The organism is Hymenobacter sp. BT559, assembly GCF_017571525.1.
GTDB lineage: Bacteria > Bacteroidota > Bacteroidia > Cytophagales > Hymenobacteraceae > Hymenobacter > Hymenobacter ginsengisoli.
This window is the reverse complement of the sequence record NZ_JAGETY010000016.1, coordinates 12,884-36,933: the sequence shown is the minus strand read 5'-3', so window position 1 is coordinate 36,933 and position 24,050 is coordinate 12,884. Positions and strand designations below refer to the sequence as shown.

20 protein-coding genes are annotated in these 24,050 nt (G+C 52.9%); 10 read left to right on the top strand and 10 right to left on the bottom strand.

The genetic code is table 11. The features are described from left to right. Positions 1-143 precede the first annotated feature (143 nt). Together J4D99_RS18595 and J4D99_RS18590 are read left to right on the top strand one after the other, a co-directional pair. Positions 144-482 (top strand): four-helix bundle copper-binding protein, encoded by a 339-nt coding sequence (locus J4D99_RS18595; protein WP_208133245.1) that lies wholly within the window; start codon positions 144-146, stop codon positions 480-482. Positions 483-625: 143 nt separating this feature from the next. Beyond that, a complete protein-coding gene (locus tag J4D99_RS18590; protein WP_208133244.1) occupies positions 626-835 on the top strand; it encodes a heavy-metal-associated domain-containing protein in 210 nt (69 codons plus the stop codon). Between the two features lie 112 nt (positions 836-947). On the opposite strand, the gene J4D99_RS18585 is transcribed toward J4D99_RS18590, so the two are convergent. After that, the gene (locus tag J4D99_RS18585; RefSeq protein WP_208133243.1) at positions 948-1,874 is read right to left on the bottom strand and encodes a toxin-antitoxin system YwqK family antitoxin; all 927 of its coding nucleotides are present in this window, start codon (positions 1,872-1,874) and stop codon (positions 948-950) included. Positions 1,875-2,168: 294 nt separating this feature from the next. On the opposite strand from J4D99_RS18585, the gene J4D99_RS18580 reads away from it, so the two are divergent. The 3 genes from J4D99_RS18580 to J4D99_RS18570 all read left to right on the top strand — a co-directional run bounded on the left by J4D99_RS18580 (position 2,169) and on the right by J4D99_RS18570 (position 7,335). Beyond that, on the top strand, positions 2,169-5,171 hold the full coding sequence (locus J4D99_RS18580; RefSeq protein WP_208133242.1) for a glycosyltransferase family 117 protein: 3,003 nt from the start codon (positions 2,169-2,171) through the stop codon (positions 5,169-5,171). Between the two features lie 333 nt (positions 5,172-5,504). Continuing rightward, positions 5,505-6,530, top strand: a complete 1,026-nt coding sequence (locus tag J4D99_RS18575) for a tyrosine-type recombinase/integrase (RefSeq protein ID WP_208133241.1) — start codon at positions 5,505-5,507, stop codon at positions 6,528-6,530. Further along, positions 6,487-7,335: a hypothetical protein gene (locus J4D99_RS18570; protein ID WP_208133318.1), complete on the top strand. Its 849-nt coding sequence runs from the start codon at positions 6,487-6,489 to the stop codon at positions 7,333-7,335. Before J4D99_RS18575 ends, J4D99_RS18570 begins: the two co-directional genes overlap by 44 nt. Positions 7,336-7,684: 349 nt before the next feature. On the opposite strand, the gene J4D99_RS18565 is transcribed toward J4D99_RS18570, so the two are convergent. Then, on the bottom strand, positions 7,685-8,515 hold the full coding sequence (locus J4D99_RS18565) for an IS5 family transposase (protein WP_208133240.1): 831 nt from the start codon (positions 8,513-8,515) through the stop codon (positions 7,685-7,687). A gap of 192 nt (positions 8,516-8,707) precedes the next feature. Here J4D99_RS18565 and J4D99_RS22040 point away from each other — a divergent pair, with 192 nt between their 5' ends. Both J4D99_RS22040 and J4D99_RS18560 read left to right on the top strand, forming a co-directional pair. After that, a complete protein-coding gene (locus tag J4D99_RS22040) occupies positions 8,708-8,830 on the top strand; it encodes a hypothetical protein (RefSeq protein WP_255555150.1) in 123 nt (40 codons plus the stop codon). 86 nt (positions 8,831-8,916) lie between these two features. Further along, on the top strand, positions 8,917-10,941 hold the full coding sequence (locus J4D99_RS18560) for a DUF4365 domain-containing protein (RefSeq protein ID WP_208133239.1): 2,025 nt from the start codon (positions 8,917-8,919) through the stop codon (positions 10,939-10,941). A gap of 102 nt (positions 10,942-11,043) precedes the next feature. On the opposite strand, the gene J4D99_RS18555 is transcribed toward J4D99_RS18560, so the two are convergent. From J4D99_RS18555 to J4D99_RS18545, 3 genes are all read right to left on the bottom strand, one after another. Further along, complete coding sequence (locus J4D99_RS18555) at positions 11,044-11,886, bottom strand: HNH endonuclease family protein (RefSeq protein WP_208133238.1); 843 nt, start codon at positions 11,884-11,886, stop codon at positions 11,044-11,046. A 2-nt stretch (positions 11,887-11,888) separates the two neighbouring features. Beyond that, the gene (locus J4D99_RS18550) at positions 11,889-13,151 is read right to left on the bottom strand and encodes an AAA family ATPase (RefSeq protein WP_208133237.1); all 1,263 of its coding nucleotides are present in this window, start codon (positions 13,149-13,151) and stop codon (positions 11,889-11,891) included. 89 nt (positions 13,152-13,240) lie between these two features. Further along, positions 13,241-14,263: a T6SS phospholipase effector Tle1-like catalytic domain-containing protein gene (locus J4D99_RS18545; RefSeq protein ID WP_208133236.1), complete on the bottom strand. Its 1,023-nt coding sequence runs from the start codon at positions 14,261-14,263 to the stop codon at positions 13,241-13,243. Positions 14,264-15,206: 943 nt separating this feature from the next. Here J4D99_RS18545 and yhhA point away from each other — a divergent pair. The 3 genes from yhhA to yhhC are packed head-to-tail and all read left to right on the top strand — an operon-like array spanning position 15,207 to position 17,987. Then, positions 15,207-15,401, top strand: a complete 195-nt coding sequence (yhhA, locus tag J4D99_RS22250) for a YhhA family cyclophane-containing RiPP (protein WP_370551474.1) — start codon at positions 15,207-15,209, stop codon at positions 15,399-15,401. Beyond that, positions 15,391-16,527, top strand: coding sequence for a cyclophane-forming radical SAM/SPASM peptide maturase YhhB (yhhB, locus tag J4D99_RS18540; RefSeq protein ID WP_208133235.1), 1,137 nt, complete (start codon positions 15,391-15,393; stop codon positions 16,525-16,527). The genes yhhA and yhhB overlap by 11 nt, the downstream gene beginning before the upstream one ends. A gap of 5 nt (positions 16,528-16,532) precedes the next feature. Next, positions 16,533-17,987, top strand: coding sequence for a cyclophane-containing peptide 2OG-Fe(II) oxygenase YhhC (gene yhhC, locus J4D99_RS18535; RefSeq protein ID WP_208133234.1), 1,455 nt, complete (start codon positions 16,533-16,535; stop codon positions 17,985-17,987). Here yhhC and J4D99_RS18530 read toward each other — a convergent pair. The 5 genes from J4D99_RS18530 to J4D99_RS18510 form a co-directional block, all read right to left on the bottom strand. Then, positions 17,950-18,708, bottom strand: a complete 759-nt coding sequence (locus tag J4D99_RS18530) for an HNH endonuclease family protein (RefSeq protein ID WP_208133233.1) — start codon at positions 18,706-18,708, stop codon at positions 17,950-17,952. The two genes, yhhC and J4D99_RS18530, sit on opposite strands and share 38 nt — an antisense overlap. Beyond that, positions 18,705-20,105 (bottom strand): AAA family ATPase, encoded by a 1,401-nt coding sequence (locus tag J4D99_RS18525; RefSeq protein WP_208133232.1) that lies wholly within the window; start codon positions 20,103-20,105, stop codon positions 18,705-18,707. Before J4D99_RS18525 ends, J4D99_RS18530 begins: the two co-directional genes overlap by 4 nt. Before the next feature lie 343 nt (positions 20,106-20,448). Next, positions 20,449-22,506, bottom strand: coding sequence for a hypothetical protein (locus J4D99_RS18520; RefSeq protein WP_208133231.1), 2,058 nt, complete (start codon positions 22,504-22,506; stop codon positions 20,449-20,451). Next, the gene (locus tag J4D99_RS18515) at positions 22,484-22,954 is read right to left on the bottom strand and encodes a hypothetical protein (protein ID WP_208133230.1); all 471 of its coding nucleotides are present in this window, start codon (positions 22,952-22,954) and stop codon (positions 22,484-22,486) included. The genes J4D99_RS18520 and J4D99_RS18515 overlap by 23 nt, the downstream gene beginning before the upstream one ends. Continuing rightward, on the bottom strand, positions 22,954-23,874 hold the full coding sequence (locus J4D99_RS18510; protein ID WP_208133229.1) for a hypothetical protein: 921 nt from the start codon (positions 23,872-23,874) through the stop codon (positions 22,954-22,956). The genes J4D99_RS18515 and J4D99_RS18510 overlap by 1 nt, the downstream gene beginning before the upstream one ends. Positions 23,875-24,050: the final 176 nt, after the last annotated feature.

The window sequence follows — 24,050 nt, the reverse complement described above, 5'->3', positions numbered from 1 at the left end:
GTGGCTAACCCACGAAGCAACCCTCCTGGAAGGCAGTTGCCCTACCTGCTAATTATGTAATAAATACTCGGCAATTGTGCCAAACAACCCCCGCCGTTTCCAGTAAAAAACCAACCAATCGTTTCCACTTAATTCCACAAACCATGCATTCTCAAAATCAAAGCCTGCTCGCCGCGCTCTACGCCTGCGTCAATGCCTGCGAACACTGTGCAACCGCTTGCCTGGGCGAGCAGGACGTCAAGATGATGGCCCGTTGCATCAGCCTCGACCGCGACTGCGCTGACATCTGCGCGCTGACGGCCCGCTTCCTGGCTCGTGGTTCCGAGCACGCCCAGCACCTGCTGCGCGAGTGCGCCGAAATCTGCAAGGCCTGCGGGGATGAATGCGAGAAGCACGGTACCCATATGGAGCACTGCAAAGAGTGCGCTGAGGCGTGCCGCCGCTGCGAGGAAGCCTGCCGGGCCGGCATCAGCGCCGCTTAAGCCCGCCTTACGGCTGAAGGCAGGGCGACGCGAAATCATACAAGCCTCCTGCGCAATTCTGTACCCTTTGGGTGCCACCTTAGCCACAGCTTTGTGTGTTGTAGTTGCACGGGCCCGATACGGGTTCCTTAACTTAACTCGTCATGAAAACGCTTCAATTTAAAACCAACATCAACTGCGGCGGCTGCATCAAGGCCGTTACGCCCACTCTCAACCAGGAAGCCGGGGCTGGCAATTGGCAGGTCGATACGGCTAATCCTAATAAAATTCTGACGGTCACTTCTGACACCCTCACGGCCGACCAAATTGTGCAAGCCGTTGCGAAAGCCGGCTTTGCCATTCAGACTGCCTAAGCTTGCTAATTCAACATTCTTATAAAAAAGGCCCGGTATTGCCGGGCCTTTTTTGTTTGCCTGCTTGCCAAGATGCGCAGCAGTAGCCGGCAGCGTAGCCTCAACTCTCTGCTTAGTTACAAGCTTGCACCAGGGCGGTAACACTGAGCGTAGCCGTTGCGTCGGTCCGGATGTTATCATTGTTGACACACACGAAAAGTCGGCGCGTTCCCGCAGGTAGCGCAAGGGGAGCCGTTTCAGTAGGCGTGTTCTCCTCCACCCGGTAGCAGACGCTGGGTTTCGTAATGAACCCTTTAGTATCATAAAACTGCTGCGCGGCTTCGGCATCAGCCGTGATGTACCAGCGGCATTTAGTGGTTTTGGTGGTCTGGCTGCCGGCAGTCTGCTTGTTTAGCGAGGAGGTAAACATGGATAGTATGGCCATAGGGGCAGTTCCTGGATTGCTTAATGACCCTGCCAGGCTGAGCGCCGTCGACCAGGAGATGGACTGCTCATCCTCGTCGCGCACATCCAGCTTATACACGATACCCACCGTACCGGCCGGCACATCGACTTCAAATACCTTACGGCTTAAATACATGCAGGTCGAGCAGTGTAGGGTGGCCTTACTCAAGGGCAGCGCATCCTGCGTGACATAGCCGCACTTTATCTCGCGGCCGTCTTCGCGCCAGCTTTGGAAGTCAGCTTGCCGCTGGCCGTTCACAAAAGTGCCGTGAAAGCTCATCTTACCGTTTTCGTTCCAGCCCGTGCAGAGGCCGCTAAGCACATCGGGAGACTCACTGAGCAGTTTACCCTCGCCTTGTTTCTTCCAGGAAGGATAAAAGTAATCACGCACTGTACCTACGATTTTGCCGTCGGGCGTCCGATGAGCAATCCGCGCGTAGGCGACCTCTTCCAACGTCTGAGTACGCGTCCAGTCGCGGTCAAAATATATAGTATCAGCCGGGGGTAAGGAAAGGGCGGCAGGCTTGGGCCGCTGAGCCAGCGCGGGGATACTGATAATAAATATTAGTACGTGCAGAATGTAACGTTTTACCATAAAGTGAAAGCGGAGGGGTCAAGCTGAAAAACGACTGGCAAATATACTTGCTTACAATATCCTATACTAAACAGGCTTAGCGCTCTACTACTAGAATCTACTACTTGCCTACTGGTATCAGCAGGTTATGTAGCAACCGAATGCATATGTTTCGAGGCTTAGTGAAGGCAAGTGCAACTTCTATAGTCTTCGTGGGTCAATAAATGCCTGACGGCCGTTCTCTTCCCCAGCATGCTCTCCCGCCTTGGTGCTGCCGGGCTACGGGTACACTTTTCCTAACTTCCGCTAACCCGTATGCCTTTTCACAAGTGGAATACCCTCGTTGGCTGGCTCATATTTGCCACGGCAACTACCATCTATTTGCTTACGCTGGAACCTACCGCTTCCTTCTGGGACTGCGGGGAGTTTATTGCTAGCTCCTACAAATTACAGGTACCACACCCGCCGGGCGCCCCCGCCTTCCTGCTGCTGGGTCGATTATTTTCGCTCCTTTCGTTTGGCAACGTGACCAAAGTCGCAGTGCTCATCAACGGCTTGTCCGCTCTGAGCAGTGGCTTTACGGTCCTGTTTTTATTTTGGATTATTACGCACCTAGCGCGCAAACTGGTGGTCCCCAGCGATGCGAAGGCTGGAAACCTACCTCCAGCAAGTCTGCCACCGTCTGGCGCGCAGACTTGCTTGATTTTAAGTGCTGGTGCAGTGGGTGCGTTGGCCTTCGCCTTTTCCGATTCCTTTTGGTTCAACGCCGTGGAAGGGGAAGTCTATGCTTTGTCCACCCTGTGTACGGCCGCCGTAGTTTGGATAATGCTGCAATGGGAATCCCACGCCGATGAGCCTGATTCAGCTAGGTGGCTGCTGCTTATTGCCTATATCATTGGCCTGAGCATCGGGGTGCACTTACTGAATCTGCTTACCCTGCCGGCCCTAGGTCTTATCTACTACTATCGTCGCACCCCCAAGCCGACGCTAGCAGGCAGCCTGCTGACCCTGGGAGGCAGTTTTGCCTTGCTGGGCCTCGTGCTGGTCGGCATCATTCCCGGACTACCCGCGCTGGCGGGCCAGCTGGAGGTAGCACTCGTCAACTCCCTCGGGGTGCCCTTTAACACGGGTATTGTCCTCTTCCTGGTGCTTTTAGCTGGCTTTATCTATGCGGGGTTCCGGGTATCCTTCCGACTGCAAAGCCCTCGGCTGAACACGCTTATGCTCGGCTTCGTCTTCCTACTTATTGGTTATTCCAGCTATTTGGTGGTGCCCATTCGCAGCTCGTTCCAGCCAACTATCAACGAGAATAACCCTTCCGATGTGCTCAGCTTCGTGAGCTACCTCAGGCGCGAACAGTACGGTGCGCACCCCCTGCTCTATGGCCCGCAGTTTGACGCGCAGCCCATCGGCTACCAAGACCTGGCCCCCCGTTACCGCCGTGACCTAAAAAGCAAAACCTATCAGGAAATCCTGCCCCGCGAGCAAGAGCCCATGTACCGCCCCGAAGACAAGGTCTTCTTGCCCCGCCTCTACAGTAGCAATTTGCAGGAATACCAGAAATGGGTCCCGGACTTACAGGCCGGCGTTCGGCCCACCCTGGCCCAGAACCTGACCTTTTTGGTGAAGTATCAACTGGGCCACATGTTTTGGCGCTACTTCGGCTGGAACTACGTGGGCCGAGACTCGGATATCCAACAGGCGGGCGTGGTGACGCCGTTTGGGCCCGCCCGAAGCACCCTCCCCACGCGCATCGGTCAGAGCTTCGCTCACAACAACTTTCTGGCTTTGCCGCTGCTCTTGGGCTTACTTGGCCTTTGGTACCAGGTGCGCCGGGCCCGCCAGGATGCCTGGGTTGCGGGCTGGCTGTTCTTCATGACCGGCCTGGCCATCGTGTTGTACCTGAATCAGCCGCCCTTCGAGCCGCGCGAGCGCGACTATACCTACACGGGGGCCACCTTCGCCTTTGCGATTTGGATAGGGCTCGGCGTGCTGGGCTTGGCAGCGGTGCTAGGCAAAGTGGTCCGGGCCGAGCGGCTCCGGGTAGGGCTAGCTCTCGCGCTGGCCCTCGTCATTCCAGGTATTCTGGTGGTCCAGGGCTGGAATGACCACGACCGCAGCCACCGCTACCTGTCCGAGGATTTCGCCAAAAACCTGCTCGACAGCTGCGCGCCTAATGCCATCTTGTTTACTAACGGCGATAACGACACCTTCCCACTCTGGTATGTACAAGAGGTAGAGGGCTATCGCACCGACGTGCGCGTGGCCGTGCTCTCGTATCTAAATACGGACTGGTATATCCAGCAAATGAGACGCCGCGCGTATCGGTCGGCGCCCTTTCCGTTAGCACTGCCGGCTACGGCGTATGCATCGGGCACGAATGACTTTCTGCCCTACGTCGCCAACCCAGCCGTGCAACGGATGAACTTACGGGAGTTTCTGGGGCTGGTGAAAGACCAGAACCCATTGCTCCAGGCACAGGCTCCAGCGGGCGGGGCGCGCCTGCTTGCCCTACCCGCTTCCTCCTTCTTTTTGCCCGTCGACACGGCCGCCGTCAAGCGTCTGGGCATTATCCCCGCTGACCGGCACCGGCAACTGGTATCCCACCTAGACTGGCACATGGGGGAGAGCGGAATAGAAAAGAAAAGCTTAGTGCTATTAGACCTGATTGCTACCAATAACTGGCAACGGCCGCTGTACTTCAGCAGCACCGTCAACCCCGATGATTTCCTGAACTTGCAGCCCTACTTCCAGCTCGAAGGCCTGGCCTATCGCTTGCTGCCCTTACGTAACCCCGCTCCGTCCACGCCAGAGCAGGTCGGCTACGTGGAGTTGGACCTCAACTACCAGAAGTTGATTAATACGTTCGCTTACCGGGGATTGCGTGACGACACCATTTTCTACGACGAAAACAACCTGCATTTCCCGACGAATTACCGCGAAAAGTTTGCCCGGCTCGCGGCGGCGTATCTGGCCGCCGGCAACCGGCAGCAGGCGGCAGCAGTGGCCACCTTCTGCCTGCAGGTGCTGCCGAATGCGGCCATTCAGTATGATTTTTACTCGCCTCAGCTAGTTCCCGCGCTGGTCGCGGGCGGCGAGCGGGCACGGGCCAACGAAATCCTGGATACGACGGCCCGGCAAGCCCAACAGGTACTCACCTATGCGGCAGCCCATCCGGATGGCAGTATCTCCGAAGATACCCAGGCCACCAGTTACCTAACGCTGCAAAGTGTCTACCGCGCGGCCGTGCAAGTGGGCGACACTGCGCGGGCAGCACGCACGCTTGCTGTACTACGTCCTTTCTTGCCCACCAATTAGGAACAAGAGGGAAATCACCTTTCTTCTGGACATTATCCTAGCTTCATTTGCTACCTTTATTTTAAGTTATGATAATGTTTACTTATCATAACTTAAAATCAAACGCCATCCAGTACGGTGGTTTTTTCTTTGCTCTGATAGGTAGCGATAAGTAAACCGCGTCACTACCTATTACCTATAATAAGGCCTGAGAGCACCCCGTTTTTGCCTCTCCGTGTTTGGGAATAATTAGCGCCGATAATTAAGCGTTATCGACGGTAATTACATAGTTTTGTGTGCTGGCAATTTTTGGGCTGACCAACTGCTTTTTCCATCGGCTACTCCGTTATATATATGGCGCAACTTCCCGCCACTGTTCCGCAGCCCTTCGGGGCGAGTTTAGCGACGACTGTTTCCTCGGCGGCCTCGGCTTATCTGGACGCCGGCCTGCATGGGGCCGACAACACGCGGCGAGCATATCTGTCGGACTTGCGCAGCTTCGACCAGTTCTGCGCCAAGCGTAACTATTGCCCGCTGCCGGCCGATGTAGCCACGCTCATTGAGTACGTCACGCACTTGGCCGACACGCCGCCTGTGCCGCGAGCCAACGCCCGGGCCGACGCGCCGCCCCGGCCTCCGCGCAAGTTTGCCACCCTCAAACGGCACTTGTCGGCCATCCAGAAAAATCACCAGCTGCGCGGCTACCCCTCAGCTGTGGCCGCGCCCGAACTGGCGGCAGTGCTCGACGGCATCGCCCGCCTGAAGGGCAAGCGCCAAAAGCAGGCGCCGGCCTTTACGGTTGAACACCTGAAAGAAGTCATCCGCGGCTTAGACCGCACCACGCCAGGCGGTCTGCGTGACCGCGCGTTACTGCTGCTCGGCTTTGCCGGAGCTTTCCGCCGCTCGGAGCTAGCAGCGCTGGACGTGGACCACGTCCGCCTGACGTCGAAGTCCCTGCTGATAGACATGGAGGGCAGCAAAACCAACCAGCACGGGGAGTTGGAGAATAAGGCCGTGTTCTACGCGCCCGATGAATTATTCTGCCCCGTGCGGGCGGTGCTGGAATGGAAAGAACTGCTCGGGCGCACCACCGGGCCCCTATTTGTGCGCTTATCCCGGGGGGCGGCGGGCGAACCCTCTCGCCTCAGCAAGCACCGGCTAACCGCCAAAGGAATGAATGAACTGGTGCAGAAGCACTTTGGCATCCATTTCACTGCGCACTCGCTGCGGGCGGCTTTCGTGACGGTCGCCGTGCAGAAAGGCCAGTCCAACAAGGCCATTAAGAACCAGACCAAGCAGAAGACCGACGCCATGATTGAGCGCTATGCCCGGCTCAATGATGTGGAAACCTTCAACGCAGCTCAACATCTGGGACTCTGATGCTAAGATTAAGCAGGCTTGTATTTTAGCATCCCTGCTCCGTAATGGCTGTGTCGTTACTGATTATTGTTCATGGTCAGCCGTACTTTGCTGGACCGTCCAGTCGACGGATCAAGCAGGAAACTATATGGATGAGAGTAGGCTATTAGCCGAACAACGTGACCGCAATCTCTATCAACGCCTCAAAGTCAAGCAAGCACCTTTTTTTGTGCAAAACCAAGCTGTTCAACAAGCTTTGCGGGCTGTTGAAGAGGTGCACAGCCTGCCTCCACTAGAGACGGAACGTTATAAAAAGGTTGAATCGTCTTTCAGAAATCAAGCAGCCTTTGGTCAAATTGATGCACAAAGCAAACGAGAAACCGGTCATATTCTGCTGACATTCAAGCGAGATATAGCGCCTGAGCAACTAGGCCTGACTATTCTCCATGAGTTAGGCCACTTGATTGACCTGCTATTTTTTGAACCGGTAAACGTGCTGACGCACTCAGATATTACGAAGAATGAGCTAGAACCGGTTCTGAGTGCTGCCCAATCAACCAGAGCTTGGCAGCAATACCAAGGCAGACTGAATCTCGACTCATTTGACGATGATGCCCTTTACCTTAGCCGGCCGGAAGAAATTTGGGCGCGGGCCTATGCGCAGTATATTGCAGAGAAATCAGGCAACGAAAACTTGCTCGCAGCAGTTAAGGAACAAGCGACTACTGCTTACAGTCAACTGCCCGAGCACTGGTCAACTACTGATTTTATGCCAATCCGGCAAGCAATTGATACCTTATTTCAGACTAAAGGATGGCTACGCTAACAATTTCTCCCACGCGCTTGGCTGAACTAAAAGCGAAATACGAGTCCCGTACTCTGTCAGAAGAAGAGTATGTGGAGTATCGACAGTCTAAGGACGGCCTTGAGGCTACATATGCCCGTCGACTATTCGGCACTAGTTACCAATCACTAAAGATTCCAGCTAGTGCTCGCGATTTGATTGCTGTTTAGTAATAGGCCATTAGCGTAGCAATAGCAGCCTCTGCAGTCCTGCCAGGGCAAACCAGTGTCTAATAGGGTCTCACCTTGTGCTGGCAGTAAGTAGCCAGAGTGTAAAAGCTTATTAACTTCCCAATTCATCCTGTTACTTCGCCATCTTACTACGAAGCTGTTTAGGAAGTAGGCGAGCGACCAATTCTGCGCAGCAGTAGCACGGTAAAGGCCAGCCAGTGAAACGCCAGCCAGGTATGCAGGCAGGTTTCAAAGCGCACGAGTAGCGTTTTGAAGCCGTCGAGCCAAGCGTTGAGTTGCTCGATAACCTGTCGGCGGCGGTAGAGTTCGGGGTCAAACAGGGTATCATCGTCGATTTGCCAGTCGGCCGAACGCCGGTTGCGCGGGATGTTGACCTCAATATCGCGGTGGGCACAGGCCTGGCGTAAGCTGTTGACATCAAAGGCTTTGTCGGCGTTCAGAAACAAGCCTTGCAGGCACAGGTCCGCCTGCGCCAACGTTTGGCAAAGCTCGCCAAAGACGGCTTCCAGCTCAACCGTATCGTGGTGCTGCCCGGCCTGAGGCGTGGCTAGGGCCAGCGGCTGGCCCTGGTTGTCGGCCAGAAACAGGGCGTTGGTCGTGCGGGCGGCCTTGCGGCCCTGGTAGCCCACGGCCACCCCGCCGTTCTTGGCCGGTGTGTGGCTGCTGTCGAGCTGCACGCTGGAGAGGTCGAGCAAGCGGCGGTGTAGGCGCAAGAGCGTCAGCCACAGCTTTTTCCAGGCTCCTTGTTTGCTCCAGGTGTGGAAATGATAGTACACCCCCTGCCAACTCAGGGGCGGGCCGCTGAACAGGGCGGCCACCGGCAGCCAGCGCCACTGACAACCGGTTTTGAGTTTGTAGAGAATGGCGCCCACCACCTCGGCCGGGGCCACGCGCCGCCGACGGCCGTGCGTGGGAAAGGGCAAATGGGGCAGTAGCCAGGTCACGATAATAGCTTTGGAGAGGACTTCCACGGGCAGGCGTAAGAAATTTGGTTGGGTCGCACCCCAAATTTCTCCCCGCCGTGGGAGTCTTTTTTGTTTCCAGCCTACTTCCTAAACAGCTTCTACATAAAAAGAAGCCTCCGCAATTCACGGAGGCTTCTTTGTGTTTACACAATCCGACCAAATTTCTGCGAGTCTGTTCACCTTCCATTCGGCTACCCGATGACTATCTCTGGGAAGTTTTCACGCAGTTCAACCCGCATTTACCACCTGACTGAGGACCGCACCTACGTTATCAACACAACTCACGCCCACCTCAACCGGTTGAACAAGCTGCAGTGCTGAAAAAGTAGATTGGTCGGCTTCAGTACTATTACTTCAACCAGGAGTTATTTACCATCCTGGCTGATTAACTACGTTACCACCACCGTATGGCGTACGATGATAGCCCCCTGATAGATGACAATGCAAAGCGCAGCGAGGAATCCGTGCTGCGGGTATTGTCCATACTGAGCCTACGCAACGGATTCAGCTGCCGACCGGAAAACCCCGATTACGGGGTCGACCTGAATGTGGAATTACTGGAAAGTGGTCGGCAGGCAAGCTCCCAGCTGTTTGCCGTGCAGATAAAAAGCGCCGTGCAACTGAAAACGGTGACCAGAGACAAGCAACAGTATTTTGCTTTCCCCTTTGAAACTTCCCGCCTACGATACCTGTATCGGCGACAGCCGACAGGGGGAGGCTTACTGGTGCTCTATGACGAGCATACACAACAGTGTTACTACGATTATGCGGGCGCATTGCTGCAGCGATTAGAGATAGCTGACTCGGAAGGCAGTTGGCGCACGCAGCACAAAGCAACGGTATACCTGAGCACTGACCAAGTATTGACTGATGTAGCAGCTGCCTCTATCCATGCCACCATTAATGCCGCCTTTCAGCGCATGGAAATGCTACTACAGGACCGCGGAGCCGAAGTTAACCTTCCGCTGTTTAGACAACCACCCACCGAGAATACTGATATTCTGGACCTCAGCAATGTGCAGCAGCTAGCGCAGCAACTGGAACGATATGGAGGTGCCCTGTTTAGTCAGCGGGAAATGCCGCAGTTGCTCGACCTGCTCGGCCGCTTACCAACTCCCATTATTTCCGCGTCAGCCACTCTCTCTTTTCTGGCTGCCATCACGCACGCGCAAGTGGGTGATTACGTGGAAGGTAATTATTTTATGGCTAAATGCCGGCCGCACCGCCGGGAACTGGATGCGGAGTCAAATTTGATACTTGACCTGACGCAAGTCCGCTTGGACTTTCTGCAGGGAGACGTTGACCTGCCCACCTACGCAGCTCGTCTGACGGAACTGGCGGCAAAGTCGACTAACGAGTTGAACCGCCTAACCCTACAACTTAATGCGTTGTTCTTCGAAATGGCAGGAAGTCCGACGGTCGCTTTACAAGCCAAAGAAGAGGAACTTGCTGGGCGGACACAAAATCTGTTCGCTGCCATCGAAACTTCGGCCCTGGCGCGGGAAGAACAACTGCTGCTAAGTGTCTATCACTCCGAAAGCCTGCAGCTGCTTGGCAGCCGCCTGCTTGACTCAGCTGCGACAGCCGGTCGGCTGCGCCAGTTATTGGGAGGCCCCATTTACTCACCCGAAGAACTAGTGGTTTTGCAGGTAGGCTTGGCCCGCCAGCACGCCGCTACCCGGTATGTCAGCCTAGCCTATAATCACGCTGTTGCTCACCAGCACAAGCACCTACGGGCGACAGCCGCGTATTACTTGAGTCGCTACATGCTGAATTCAGTATTCGAGGCGATGTTACTACGCGTGAACGACCCACCGGCCCTGACACCAAACCGGAAACAGTGGTTTATAACCCATTGGGACCTAGCTGGCGAGGCTTATAACTTATTTCAGGAGTTGAGTCTGTGGAAAGATGCTCACCAAGCGTTAAGCACCCTTGTTGAGCTGCAGCAGGCTTATCAGTTAACGTATCACGAACCACTTGGTACTGTGACGCTGGCGGAAAGTACTGAACAGCTTCGCCATTTAGAAGAACGGTTTAACCTGCCAGCCTTCCATTCACTCGTCGCGCAGGCTCACACCGAGCTACTTGCAACGTTGAGACCAGTGACTCCGCTGGTAGAAAGAGTAAGCCAGCACGGCGGTATTGCGGCCTATACGCAAAGCATCTTGCGCGACAGTGGACTACCGGAGAAGCAGTTGCCTAATCTTCAGGCAGAGATAGAGGCCTTTTTGCTCTTTGAAGCTACCTGCTATAACAAGCACCTCCAGTTGCGTACACTACTGGCACCAGTAGCAGAAGCAGCGTATGCACAGCCGTCAAGCTATTTCTTACATAACACCTCGACTGGTTACGCGACGCCACCAAACTCGAATATCAAACAGTTGTTGGCAACTCATAAACATCTGCTACAGGATAAGGGACATAAGTAGCATTATATTCTCCACTCAAGTTCCTGTCAATTACTAGTGTAATATATAGCAGCATAAGGCACGCGTGACTATGACTTTACTGGAAAAAGCGAAAGTAGAGGCCTAAGCTTTGATAGGCTGCCTGGCAAAATAGCGATTCATGCCCGCAAACAAGTAGTCATCTGCCTGCATGTCCAGTAGTTGCTGCTGAATATCGCGTTGTAATTGCGCATCTGTAGTGGCGGCCAGCGAGCGCCGCAGCAGCTGAAACAGCTTATAAACTTTGTAGCGGTTGCTTTTCAACTCCACTCGGTTCAGACCGTAATAATCTTCGGCGGCTTGCAGGTGCGCCTGGTAGTGCGGGGTGGCTGCCACCAACATCACTTCCTGCATCACCGCATCGGCTTCGTAAGCAAAATACTGCGCTGGATCGTCGGCATACGGGTCGAGTAGCAACGCCCGCTCCTGCCGGTGAGCCTGTGCGTATTGGCTTAAACTATAGCTGGTGGCCCCGCCCAATGGGTCAGGTGACAAAAAGCCCGCCAGCTGCGCCAGTTCGGCATCAGAGAGCTGGGCGGTGACGGCCGGCGCGGGCAGCCGGGTAGTTCCGGGCAACGGGAAGTGGTCGCTCTTATAAACCTGGTTGCAAATCTGGCAGGCGTACAAGTAGTTGTCGTAGGTGTAGGCTAGCCACCAATAAATGCCTTTGGGCCGATAGTGTTCCACATCGCCGTGCGCCACTATGTCGGTAGTGGCTTCGCAATAGGCGCATTTGCCATTGCTTTCCTTTTTTAACTGACTTTTGGCAGTTTTCCAGTAGGTGGCCAGAAATGTGTGCTGGGCCATTGTGCCTCGTAGCACCTCCCGCTGCGCTTGCAGTAGCACGAGGTCTTGGGCCAGCTTTTTAACTCCCCGGTATTTGGCAGCAATCGCTTGGCTGCTTCGGTCGCGGTGCAGTGAAATCATGTTTAGCGGGCGTTAAGGCTGGCTTCAATGCGCTGCAATAGGGCCATTTCGGGGTCGCTTACCAAGGGCGTATCGCGCTGCGGCCGGGTGTCGGCCAGCTGATTGCTCACTTTAGTCAACTGCCGGCGCTCGGCGGGGGTTAGTACTGCTTCCCGCACTTTGAGTTCCTTGTATTCCTGCTTGGCCGTTTCTACTTCCCGGCTCTCGTCGGTGGCCAAGCCGAAGACGGGCGACATAAGCAACTGGTTTATCAGCAACTGCTGCGGCGAGCCGATGAAAGGCACCAGCTCCACTGCCTGCCGGGGATTGCGCCGCAGCGCAAATAGTTCGCCTTCACCGGCCTGCTGCGCAGTCAGGGCAGAGTGTGTGGTGGCCACCACCTGAAAGTTGGGCAGCTTCGTACTGATAAAGTCATAGAGCAGCCGCTGCCACTTCGGGTGCAGATGAAGGTCAATCTCATCGAGCAGCAGCAGGCCGCGAGCGTGTAGGGGCCTGCGGTGGTCGCGGAAGGTCTCGGTAACGCGGAATAGCAAATCGCCAATCCAAGCGGCCATGTTCTGGTAGCCGTCGCTGAGATTTTCCAATGGCACCAGCCCGTCACTAGTTTCAAACATCACCTGCTTCTGTCGTTTGTCAATAGAGTGAAACGAGATGCCCGGCAGAAAGCTATTTAGCGCTTCCCGGATAACAGTTAGCCCATTTTTGCCGCCCCGGTAGTCCAGGTCCATAATCCAGGATGCCAGCGGGTTCAGGGTGGCTCCGGCATCGAAAAGGTTGCGGATGTTGCCTGCCCGGTTGCCGAAGCGGCCGGCTTCCGCGTAGCTCATCGCGCCGGTGGCTTCGCTCACTAGGCGGCGGCTGGCCCCATAGCCCACCACAAAGTAGTTACGCTCGGCATTATCGATGGCGTCATCAATGAGCTGGAGCGCACTGCGGTTGGCGGAAACCAGCTTCGAGAGCGAATCGCCGCGCCGGATTTTCAGTGTCAACTCGCGCTCCTCGCCCTTCTTGGTCGTGAGCCAAGCCCGCACGGTGCACGAGGCTTTGCCCAGCGCAATCCAGCTATCGGTGTTACCCACTATTTCGCCCAGCGCGTTGCTACCGCACGTAATCAGGGCAATGGCTTTGAGTAAGTTACTTTTACCTGTGCCGTTCTCGCCCAGCAATAGCGTCCACTGCCGATTTTGGGTGGGAGTCACTTCAAAGTCTAGTTCCAGCTTGGCCAGGCACTTAAAGTTTTGTAGGACGAGCTTGCGCAGAAACATATACGAGCGTTAAAAATGAACCCGACATCGGATTGTGGCCGCGCCATTAAGCGGCCATACCATCTGGGCATTGGCAAATTTTTCTGGTATTACGTGCCTGGGGGCACATTCGCGGGCCTATAAGCAACCGGTGTGTGTCGCCGCCGCCGTTCCACGCTCTCGTCCACCACCTCGTAGCTGTGTTGGCCCGCCCCGATGGGCCGCAGGTACCGCCCCAATAGGCGGTAAAACCAGGTCATGGAGTTGCGGAGTTCATCGCCAAACCAAGGCTTGTAGAAGCGTAGAAATTCTTCGTCTACACCCAAGCCCTGCGCGACGGCTTTATTCTTCATCCAATGCAAGGTGCAGTTGGCCAAGCCATCATGCTCGTAGCCGCCCCCCACGTTGGTATGCACGCCAGCAAACCAGCGCTGCTCCAGCACCTGCTCCGGGCCTGGGTTTTCCCAAAGGGAGGGCTGAAACGGGCGCCGCTGCTCATCGATGGCCAAGGCGTGGTAGGCGTGGCGAATAATAGGGCTGAGGCGGGCATCGTGAAACTGGTAGCGTCGGCGGTTGAAGAGCGTGAACCAGCTTAGCGGTAAGCCCAGTGCCCCGACTGTATCCCACACTCCCACGAAATCAACCGCGATAGTCTGGACCTGATGGGTGGCCCGGAAAGCAGCCACTTGCTGTTGCCAGGCCGTTTGGTCTTCCTCGGCGGGTGGCCGCTGGCGATAGAGGGCATACGCCTCGGGCACAAAGAAATCGCGCGTCTTTGGCAGCAGGCCCAGGTGCTGGATAAAGCCCGCCAAGCTACGCACGGTGTACGCCCCCCGGCTGAAGCCGAAGAAAAAAACTGCGTCGCCTGCCGTGTAGTTGTAAAGCAGAAAGCGGTAGGCCTCGCGGATGTTGCGGTCGAGCCCGGCCCCGACCCCACCCCCTAGCCATCGGTCCAGACCAGGATTGTTGCCCACGCCTTCATCGTAGTAGGTAACTTGCACAGTGCCATCTAGCGTCACGGGTTGAATAGCCCGCACCATCTTCATCACGTTGGTGGGCTTACGCTTACGCCGGTCCAGGTTTTCGGCTTTGTTCCAGGTGCCGTCGCATAACACAATCAGTCGTTTGCTCATAACAGGTCTGTGGCGGCTGGACCGCCAAGCCAAGATAATCACTTCTATGTTTCGCTTCGAAAATCTTGACGAGGTTACCCGCCGCTACATGCTCATGGAGGTGGAAGAAGCAATCAAAACCAGCCAATTACACTTGAGCCGGCGCTTTACCGCCCATGGCCGAGCGCGGTACCCAGACCTGTTGCGCGAGGCCGTGCGCGCAGGCAATGAAGGTAGCCTAACCACCGCTATGGAACAGCAGCAGTGTTTCGCGGAGCGGGAGCCCTATGGCGCGGGTACCCGACGGGTGCCCGGTAGCGCTGCCAGCACGTTCGCGGCGGGAGAATTCAATGCCTTCTACATGCGGGGCGTGTGTCATCGCGCTATTCAGGAGGGGTGCCCGGTGGAAGTGTACCGGGCCAAGGAGGCAGCTACTACCCGGTCTTCGTCTCGGTTAGTAGAAGGGCAGCGGCACGACCCAAAACGGGCTTTACTGCTATTTCGCAACAGCCCTAGTGGTAGCCATCGTGGCCCCAACATGCCAGCTGGCTCAAATTCGGGACTAAGCCTGCGGCTTTGCATTGCGACTTAATAAATCAAGCTTGTTGCATTATTATCTGATTATCAGAATTTTATCGTCCGTATCATCAGCGTATAATTGAATATTATTCGGGGTTTTATAATAAATAGCACTCCTTGTTACTCTAGCTTCCAGGCTTGAAATGATCAGATTTCTATTTTTTGAGATAGAACACAGCTATTCGAGGTCTGTTTAGAAGGTTTTATTTAGATATAAATTGCTGATAAACAGTAATTTATAAGTTGTAGTAAATAAGATTTGGCATTGTAGCAATAAATGAGGTAATCATGATAAGTTATTAAATGTCAGCACTTAATAGGAAATAAAAATGCCTCCTATTTTTGTACATACCTTTGTATCCCACAAGCTCTCCGCTATTATCTCATGATGCAAAACCCTCCGCTGTCGAACAATCCGCTGCACCATCCTGACCGATTTGCGGATGGAGCTTTGTTGATTGATGCCCAGCAGGCTCCTAGTGCCCTACTGGCCCGCTTGATACAGGAAGTTCAAAACGAATCCCATTCCACACTGACAGCTTACAATCGGACCCATAACAGGCACAATCGTGGCCGCTAGTCCGGTCGTCAGCCTCGACACCGTGCTCATTAAGGTAGCAAGCCGCTGCAACATTAATTGCAGTTACTGCTACGTATACAACATGGGCGATGACAATTGGGCCCGGCAGTCGAAGTTCATTTCTACGGAAACTATCGCCGCTGTCTGCACCGCTTTGGCGACCCTAGCCGCTCATCAGCCGATGCCTTTCAGCGTGGTATTGCATGGTGGTGAGCCGCTCCTGCTCGGACCTCGTCGCCTCGCGGAACTGCTTGGGCAACTTCGGACCGTGCTACCGGAGGAGTACCCGATAAGCCTGCAAAGCAATGGCATCCTGCTCAGCGAGCAATTACTGGATTGTTGCGCCACTCATCGGGTGAGCGTGGCAGTGAGCCTGGACGGTCCCGCAGAAGTGCACGACCGATTCCGCCTCACGCACGCGGGTGGTGGCACATTTGCGCAGGTCATGGCGGGTATTACTCAGCTGCAGGCCCATCCGGCCGCTAGTTTCTTGAACGCGGGGCTGCTGGCTGTCATTGACCCAACTTCTGACCCGGCTGAGGTGTACCATTTTTTCAAAACGGTGGGAGCCCCCAGCGTGGACTTTCTTTACCGCGACGGCAACCACTCTAAGCTACCCGAAGGCAAAGCCACCTTTAATTCCCTGGAATATGGGCAGTGGATGGCGGAGCTGCTAGCCGTTTATGCCGCTGACCCCGCGCCGCTGCCGATTCGCGTAATCGATGACATGCTGAAGGTATTGCTGGGGGGAAGCGTTTCCAAAGAGGGGTTGGGCGTTACTGACTTTGGTATCCTCATCATCGATACGGATGGGACGCTCATGAAAAACGACACCCTGAAAAGCACTTATAACGGAGCCGACCAATTTACCCGCCCGGTCAATATTCGGGAGACGGACCTGCTGACTTTTCTGGCATCGGCAGAATTTGCCAGCTACCGGGCAATGCAACAGCCTACTAGCGCCAAATGTCTCGCCTGCCCGCAACTACACGTGTGCGGCGGCGGCATGCTGCTGCACCGGTGGCACGATGCCAACGGGTTTGATAACGAGTCGATATACTGCGCCGACCAGTTGCACCTCATTGGAGCAATGCGCCAGCTGCTTTATACTTACCAGCTAGTCTAATTGCTATGTCACCGCACTTGCTCGACTTTACGGCTTGCCCGCTTACCAAGCAGCCGTTCCCCTATTTCTGCACGCCGGCCATGTTCACCCCGGAATTTGAGCACGAGGTGCGGGCGTGGCTGGAAGAAACGCAGACTTGGGAGTTTACTCGCACCGATTTCTACGAGCAGTACGAATTCAGCTTACTCCATCTGGACGTGCCCCCGCAGTTGCGTGAGCTAATCAGTCCGGCTACTATTTGCAAATTGGAAGCCGACATGGCTGCCATGTTCCAGACTGAGTCACTGGAACTAGTAGGCGCGACCATCCATAAGCTTACCGATGGCCAGCGTATCGGCGTGCACAATGATTTCATCGAAGACGCTGAAAGTCACCGGCTCATCATCCAAATAAACGAAGGCTGGACACCTGCCCACGGCGGCTACCTGATGCTATTTAATTCGGCCAGCGCGCAGGATGTGCATCAACTGGTGCTGCCGGCCAGCAATTCTGCCTTTGGCTTTGAGATATCACCGGCTTCGTACCACGCTGTCTCTACCGTAAGAGATTTTGCACGCTATACGCTCGTCTACACTTTCAAGCAACGTGCTAAGCAGCACTTAGCAGAACAATTTACTGCTTATCTAGCGTCTCCTTTTGCGGTGTGCGACGCAGAACTGTCCGTCGCGTTGGCCAAGTCGGGCCAGCAGCGGCTTTGTGATACTACGGGTGTCACCGAGGAGCATTATAGCATTGCCAATTGCTTGTATCCGACTACCACCGGTGCCAAAGGCTTCGCAGCAGGTATTGATCTAACCTTAGTGGAAGTACCGGAACTAGACCGGCTAGCCAGCTTTTATAAAGAGCATGACTTGGAACCCATAAGCTATGACGAGCTAATCACCAATCGGGCTGGCGAAAAATTGCACGCGGCTTGGCAACTGCTGGCAAGAGCACCTACCATACATGCCTGTATGCAGGCGCTGGTCAAAACCATTCAGGTAGTCCGCTCACCCGACCCGGAAATTGACGTTAGCTATAGCCACCCGGACATCCCATTCTCCGTGTTCGTATCGGTCGGCGAGGACACCTCTCTTATCTCCTCGCTGCGGGTAGCCGAGTCACTGTTGCACGAAGCCATGCACCTCAAGCTGACATTATTGGAACAGGAGGTCGAGATGATACAGCCGGATAGTCAGGGCATGTATTATTCACCTTGGCGTGACGAAAAGAGGCCCGTGCGCGGAGTGCTGCACGGAATGTTTGTTTTTGCTGCTGTGCGCGAGTTTTATCAGACAATACAGCGGTATGGGTTGCCAGAGCTAGGGCAAGACTTTAGTGCCAGCCGGGAAAAAGCAATCAGTGAAGAGTTAGGCTCATTGGCCTACTTTCCGAACGTGCCCGACCTGACAGAAGCAGGAAGCTTATTAGTGAATAACCTACTCATGTCAGCAGTGGGCGTAAAAAATCTTGTGCCATAGCCGAGAAAGGAGCTTTTGGCTTTTGGCAATCCAAGAGAAAGCGGCGAGCCGCTTGTGTTTCTGCAGGACTACTGTATTGGTTTTGAAAGATAATTATATTAGCTTCTATCAGCGCCATGCGCTCCTTACGGTCATCATCCAGAGTTTCCCGGTCCAGACCACATATTTCAATGGTTTTCCACCCATAAGGCGTAGTACCCTGGATAAGCTGGTTAGTAAAGGAAATATGGCTTCTTGGGTTTTTACTGCCTCCTGGCTCCAATAACCAAGGTTTTTCCTTGGCAATAGCGTCAGTGTGCTTCTTTGCCCGTTTCTTCTCATCAACCAGCGGAAAATAACTGCTCTTCCGGTTATTGCATAAACTGCAGGAAAAATAGAAATTAGTCCACTCATAGCCCAGCCAATAATAACCTGGCCATTGTAACTTCTGCTTCTTCTTAATGGTAGGCTTATAACCACTCTTAGGGCGGAAGTGCTCAACTGCTCCAAATGCATCACGCTGGTTCTTCTCGCAATAACAACATTTGTCGTGTTGAGCTTGCTTAAGCACAGGTTTAACGGAGGAGTGGTTGTAAATACGACCTTCTATTTTTATCTTTTTAATGCCATTGTCATAGTCATGCGGGCATGAAGCATATGCCGTCAGGTTTGTTTGATTCTCCAATGCCCCGTCAGTCAACAACTTAGCTGGCACTGTGGCTGGTCGACGAACGCGAATCATAGCTTGAGCTTAACCTTATTGTCTTTCATTTTCTGCACGACATCGGCAATTAGTTGACGGTCTTGCATTTCTTTGGTTGTTTCTCCGGTTGGAAGATTGGTTAGCCGTCGGGTGACTTTATCCAATTCCTCCTGCTCTTCTGCGGTAAGGTCTGCCTGCTGAAGTAGCACTTTGCGCCGAGCCAGCAACTCCTCATACTCTACCCCCCTAGCGGACACTAACCCAAATAATTCGCTGGTCAGAATCTGGTCAATGCGCCAGCCGTCTATTCCCTCCGGTTCATTCTCAATCTTTACGCCATCGTCGTTGAATTTGAGCACTGCATAGTTAGAATTAACCGCTGCTTGTACCATCAGAGGGCTATGGGCAGAAGCGATAAACTGAACATTGGGGAAATGCTGGGATAGATTAGCCATGATTTCCCGCTGCCATAAAGGGTGCAGGTGCAGGTCAATTTCATCAATTAAGACGATTGCGGGCTCCTCTAATGGATTTTCCGAACGCTGGTGGTGCTTGCTAAAGAGCCGCCAGGCTAAATCAATAGTCCACGAAGTAACCGTTCTATAACCGAGGCTGAAGTCACTAAACGCTATTTTCTTGCCATGCTTGGTACTAATGGCAATACCTCCTTCTGTATCACGGCCTAAGGGATTGGGAGGTGTAATTTCAATATCTTCTATTAACTCACAATCAGGTAATAGCGAGGCCAACATAGATTTCACTCGCTCTGTAAATCGGCCGTACTTTTCCCTTTCCGCATCAGATTTTGCACCTAGGGCTGCGTAGTTCAACGTATGCAAAATTTCTTCTGCATCATATAGCTCCGTTTTTTCTTGAATGAATCCGGGTATGGTATCAAGCAACTTTTGATTATTTAAGTTGAGCCGACCAAGTTGACGAGATGCGCTGTATGCATACAGCGCCACTTCATCTCGGTAAAATATGCTCTCTTTTTCCGAAGTGAACTCTGGCAATACTTCTTTGAGTTTACCTACAGTATTAAGCTCGATGGTCATCTTGGTCTCGCAGGTCGTCAGCGGGGTACGCAAGGTTTTGCCCAAATGCTGATTGGCTACAAATACGGCTTTAACTGTAGCAACTTGGTGTCGTTTGGTTGTTTTATGTACTAGCCGCTCCAGCACCTCATTTTCCTCATCGTTTATCATAGGAGCCGGAACAAAGTCTTCCGGTACGTCATCCGCATCGTAAGGAAGTACTGGTTTCATCCAAGCAATGAGTTGCAACAAAGTAGACTTACCTATTCCATTGTCGCCGAGCAACAGTGTCCATTGCGGTATGTCACCTTCCGGTCGGGTAAGCTGTAGCGTTGTGCAACTCTCAAACGTCTTAATATTTTCTACTTCCAGTTGCTGGATGTAAATGGAAATAGTTTTCATAAAATAGGGCGGTTTTTCAAGAATTGGAGCGGGCACCTAGTACATCCAATAGGCGGAAATATACTAGATAAAATTGCTAGTGACTGGGGGAAGTCTAGTTGAAACGGACAGTGCAAGGGCACAACTTCTGCTGTGTAGATTAGCTAGCTGGCCCATAGACACCGCCCTGAATCAAATATGGGTGGGACACATCACTTATTTAATCTTAGCCATAAGCCGAAAATAAATTGAAGGCACCAAACCCAATTAATAAATTTAATTTAATGTTAGAGAAATACTTTTATTTATATGAGAGCCAAAAACTATTTATGATAAGCTATCTAATACATATCTTAAAAAAAAATCATTGCTCGGCAACAGGCTTAATTAATTTACCTTGTATCCGAGTAAGTGAAAAATTATTATCTTGCGTAATACTTTCAAACTCTTGGTCAGAATTATTAAACGAAGCGAAAACCAGCGATTGGCCATCTTTATAAGAAGCTAATTCCTGCAAGAAAGTACGAAAGTTTTCGTCCGACATAGAATGCTGAGCGGGTTCGTCAAACATAAGTAATTTGGGATGATTACTACCAAATTGGTCAGACACTCGGCGTAAAGAGCACGTATAGGCCCAAATAGCGCGCACAAGGTCAGTAGCCGAAGAGTCGGACCGAATGTTATACCGGACTGTACTGATACTATAACGAGCAGTTTCTGATTGGATGACTGGGGTGTACTTATCCTGAGAAATCTGCACATTTGCTAGCAACGCACTACTATAACCAAAACGACTCAGCAACGTCTTAAAAGTATTCTCGAATTCCTTCAGCTTTTTGCGATCGTTTACTGAGAAGAAGTCAGTTGGTAACGCTCGCTCAGCGGCCAAATATTGTTTCCACTCCTCCGAAAGCGTGTTTAAGGCGTTGGCTTTAATTGTCAATTCATCAATTAGCTTCACGTAAAAGCCAATATTGGCTTTCAGCTTTACGCGCTTCTCGATGTCAGCCTCTGACGGGGCGCGACTATCCGCCACCAACTCACTTTGCAAAGTCCGAATGCGGCCCCGGGTTTCATCTACGTATTCGCTATGCGTTTCATACAAATCAACGTCCTCGGCCAGCACCTTGGTTTGAATGGAGAGTTGTAGCTCCATCATCTTGCGTTGCGCATCCAGATACGCAATGTTTTCCTCGATGCGCATCGGCGTCTGCGTCACAGCCTGCGGCATCAAGGTGTCTTTGATATCTTGGTGGCAGGTGGGGCAATGACTAGTGGCAATGCTAAGCTGCTCAGTGGCCCCTAAGTCATATATTTTGCGAGCGCCCTTGTTCTTCTCCAGATCCTCAGTCAGTTCTAAAAGTTGGGTTTGGTATTGTTCAACCTGTAGTTTAGTCATCGTGATACGATTTGCCAGTACCGTATTGTTGAGCGAAAACTCATTCAGCTGCTGAGTTAATTCTTTCAACAATCGCTGATTATCACCCACTTTAGTGCCACTCGTTTCGATGGGCATGGTGGCAAGATAAGCAAGTTCTTCCCGCATTTTCCCCACCAGCGCTGTGGCGCTGGTACGCTCCCCCTGGTACCTGGCATTAAACACAATTGTAGCATTGTCAGCAAGTATCTCTGGCAACTCCGCGAAGCCTTGCACTTCAATATTGCCGCGCTTGGCCGTACCTATCAAGTCTTGGTGGGCGAGTTGCCACCGGGCTGTAATATTTTGACGAGCTTGAATCAACTCTTGCTTTTTCTTACGATTGGCAATGACATCGAGCCCAAGCAGGAACTCAATAACCCGGCTTTCCGAATCTTTCACGCCGAAGTACGGCATGGTGGCTAGAAAGTCAGACCATCCCCGCTTCTGCTCTATCACGAAAGCGGGAAAAACGGATTGGATATACAAGCTTCGTGTATCACCCAGTGAGCCCACCACATCGGGAAGTTGCCAAGCCATAAACTTCTGTAGGAAGGCATGAAACCCGTAGAGCGCATCCGAAGCCGCTCCCTTGTCGTGCACATACATAGGCTCTACGCGCTCTACGGGCATGGCTCCCGTTAGCAAGGCACCGAAATAAACTTCTACCAGCTTGGGATTGCGGTTGCGGCTTTTGATGCTCCGCTTTACCGTGACAATGCTGCTTGACTCAATTTCCAGGCAGACATAGGATTCCAGCACTTCGTAAATCTGCTGGTCGTACTGAATGCTTTCTTTGAGTACAGACTGCAAAACCTTCTCATTGCGTCCGTCAAGCAATTCCTCCACTCCCAGGCCATAGAGCAAGGAGTGATACAGGGTGCTTTTGCCAGCAGAGTTATCGCCCCGCACGATATTGAGGCCACTGGCAAACGTGTATTCGGCTCCAAATACCTGGTCGTTGGTGGAATGAACAACCAGCTTAATTGCTCTGATTTTCAACATCGGGCTTAATCCACGTGTGGGTAAGAATATTAATGTCCTTTTCAGACACATTTTTGCCTAGGCTAAGCAGAAACTCCTTCTCGGCCTGGTAGACATCCTCCAACAAAAATGCACTGGCCAGTCGGCTGCCTTTATCGGTCAGTACGTATTTACCGTCGCGTAGCGAGCACACTTCTTCCGAAACCGCAAATTGCAGGGCTCTATTCAGCGCAGGGTCAAACCCCCAGATAACCAACGAGGAAGTACGGCCACCGGCTACCAACTCTTGTAGCACCACCCGATTGCGCTCATTTTTAAGCCCCCAGTGAAAGAGGTGCAGCTTGAGTAAAGAGCTAGTGCTAGCGCGACAATTGAGCTTCAGGATAAGCAGAATTTGCCCAATTCGGTACAGCGGCCGGTAATCGGCCGGAATGGGTACTGGCCGGCGCGAAAAGGCAATTTTCTCCATTATTCAAAGTCAATAGGGCAACGCAAAATCCAGTCGGCCATTACTTGGGAGGCTAAGCTTCGCACCATGCTGACATCTAAGTTGTCAAAAGTAGTTCCAATGCCGTTAGCAACCATGACCTTGATTTCCTCATATAACTTATTGTAGTCATCGCACGGCAGCAGGCATTTTTCCATCACCTCAGCCTCTAGTTGGCTGGTCAACGATACAAACCGTTCATAGGCTGTTGGAAACCCATTGCGCCAGGTAGTCAAGATGTTATTACCATCTAAAAATTGCTGAATTGTCATTGCCGTCAGCTTTTCGAGTCTAACCTCCAGATTGGGGGCCTGGGCCAGCCGAATACGATTTTTGCGTAGCGCATGGTCAATTAGCTGGCTTTGGCCGCTCTTGTAGCTCTCTACCTCCGTAGCAAGCACCCCAGAAGTCGTGATGAGCAACTTGCTATGTATCAGATTTAAACAGTGCTGAATGAAGGGGTGCAGAAAGTGGATGTCGTGCACGAGCACCGTGAACTCGGGGTGCAACAGCGGCCGCTTACGCGCCCGATACTCGCTCTGCTTGGTACGGCAATGTTTTAGGATGTTATTCGAACTATAGTTTGGCGTAACAAAAATCCATTCCCGGATTTGCATGGGGCCTACCCGCTGCCGAATTTCTTCCTCATAAGCCACCAGCTTTTCTAGGTCGGTCGTTATTTTATCGCGCTGTTTTTCATACAGCAGCGCGGGGTCATAGTTATCGTTAGGGCAGTAGCACTGAAATACTTTTCCAGTGGCCGTAAAGCCTTCTATTCCGAAATCGCCGGGGGATGCTAGCATCTCCTGATAGCCGTCTCCCCCATATTTCTGCTTAAAACACATCTGGCAAAGCATCTCCCAGGAGTTGCCGTCAAAAGGACCTAGGTCTGTTTTATACATGCTTAAATGGAAGAAAAGAACGGTCCAGACCGGAATGATTTACAAGTAAGTAAACCATAAAGCTAAGCCAATGAACTAGCTTTTCCTGGTTAATCATCGGGTAGTACCGCGGAATAATGACGTGCAACTAAAAACGTTAGCAAGCCGTTTTTCACGCTACCTTGGACTCAGCACAT

What these genes read in the sequence shown, in the direction of transcription:
- J4D99_RS18595 (WP_208133245.1), top strand. Translation starts at nt 144, where the DNA reads ATGCATTCTCAAAATCAAAGCCTGCTCGCCGCGCTCTACGCCTGCGTC.
- J4D99_RS18590 (WP_208133244.1), top strand. Translation starts at nt 626, where the DNA reads ATGAAAACGCTTCAATTTAAAACCAACATCAACTGCGGCGGCTGCATC.
- J4D99_RS18585 (WP_208133243.1), bottom strand. Translation starts at nt 1,874, where the DNA reads ATGGTAAAACGTTACATTCTGCACGTACTAATATTTATTATCAGTATC.
- J4D99_RS18580 (WP_208133242.1), top strand. Translation starts at nt 2,169, where the DNA reads ATGCCTTTTCACAAGTGGAATACCCTCGTTGGCTGGCTCATATTTGCC.
- J4D99_RS18575 (WP_208133241.1), top strand. Translation starts at nt 5,505, where the DNA reads ATGGCGCAACTTCCCGCCACTGTTCCGCAGCCCTTCGGGGCGAGTTTA.
- J4D99_RS18570 (WP_208133318.1), top strand. Translation starts at nt 6,487, where the DNA reads ATGATGTGGAAACCTTCAACGCAGCTCAACATCTGGGACTCTGATGCT.
- J4D99_RS22040 (WP_255555150.1), top strand. Translation starts at nt 8,708, where the DNA reads ATGACTATCTCTGGGAAGTTTTCACGCAGTTCAACCCGCATTTACCAC.
- J4D99_RS18560 (WP_208133239.1), top strand. Translation starts at nt 8,917, where the DNA reads ATGGCGTACGATGATAGCCCCCTGATAGATGACAATGCAAAGCGCAGC.
- J4D99_RS18555 (WP_208133238.1), bottom strand. Translation starts at nt 11,886, where the DNA reads ATGATTTCACTGCACCGCGACCGAAGCAGCCAAGCGATTGCTGCCAAA.
- J4D99_RS18550 (WP_208133237.1), bottom strand. Translation starts at nt 13,151, where the DNA reads ATGTTTCTGCGCAAGCTCGTCCTACAAAACTTTAAGTGCCTGGCCAAG.
- J4D99_RS18545 (WP_208133236.1), bottom strand. Translation starts at nt 14,263, where the DNA reads ATGAGCAAACGACTGATTGTGTTATGCGACGGCACCTGGAACAAAGCC.
- yhhA (WP_370551474.1), top strand. Translation starts at nt 15,207, where the DNA reads ATGATGCAAAACCCTCCGCTGTCGAACAATCCGCTGCACCATCCTGAC.
- yhhC (WP_208133234.1), top strand. Translation starts at nt 16,533, where the DNA reads ATGTCACCGCACTTGCTCGACTTTACGGCTTGCCCGCTTACCAAGCAG.
- J4D99_RS18530 (WP_208133233.1), bottom strand. Translation starts at nt 18,708, where the DNA reads ATGATTCGCGTTCGTCGACCAGCCACAGTGCCAGCTAAGTTGTTGACT.
- J4D99_RS18525 (WP_208133232.1), bottom strand. Translation starts at nt 20,105, where the DNA reads ATGAAAACTATTTCCATTTACATCCAGCAACTGGAAGTAGAAAATATT.
- J4D99_RS18520 (WP_208133231.1), bottom strand. Translation starts at nt 22,506, where the DNA reads ATGTTGAAAATCAGAGCAATTAAGCTGGTTGTTCATTCCACCAACGAC.
- J4D99_RS18515 (WP_208133230.1), bottom strand. Translation starts at nt 22,954, where the DNA reads ATGGAGAAAATTGCCTTTTCGCGCCGGCCAGTACCCATTCCGGCCGAT.
- J4D99_RS18510 (WP_208133229.1), bottom strand. Translation starts at nt 23,874, where the DNA reads ATGTATAAAACAGACCTAGGTCCTTTTGACGGCAACTCCTGGGAGATG.